Raw genomic sequence first — 309 nt, 5'->3', positions numbered from 1 at the left:
GCCTTGTCCTTGAAGGGGTATTTGTAGTTAGCCATAAATGTCCGTGTGCTTAGGCATCGCCCGAGAAGGTCAGATAGAAAGCGTCATCCGGCGAATCACCGAATACCGAGTCGCCAGATAGTGAGAGCACATTCCCTGCACCCTTACGATCCTGGACCATTGGGCCCTTCACGCGGATGGCGACGGCTTCGATCTCCACGCCGCAATCGTCCAGCGTAATCGTGCCGCCGGGGCCGCGCAGGCGGATTACCTCACCAGCTTGCAACTCGACGACCTTGGTGCGATACCGGATAGCCTGCCCCGCCTCCA

Annotated in this window: 1 pseudogene; it reads right to left on the bottom strand. The window is 58.9% G+C overall.

Annotated elements, in window-relative coordinates:
- Positions 1-49 precede the first annotated feature (49 nt).
- Positions 50-309: pseudogene (locus tag VK92_RS42710) on the bottom strand (bacteriophage T4 gp5 trimerisation domain-containing protein); the annotation flags it as partial.

The organism is Burkholderia sp. LK4 (assembly GCF_001043615.1).
Classification (GTDB): domain Bacteria; phylum Pseudomonadota; class Gammaproteobacteria; order Burkholderiales; family Burkholderiaceae; genus Burkholderia; species Burkholderia cepacia.
The sequence above is the reverse complement of the archived record's forward strand: the minus strand, read 5'-3'. Positions and strand labels throughout refer to the sequence as shown.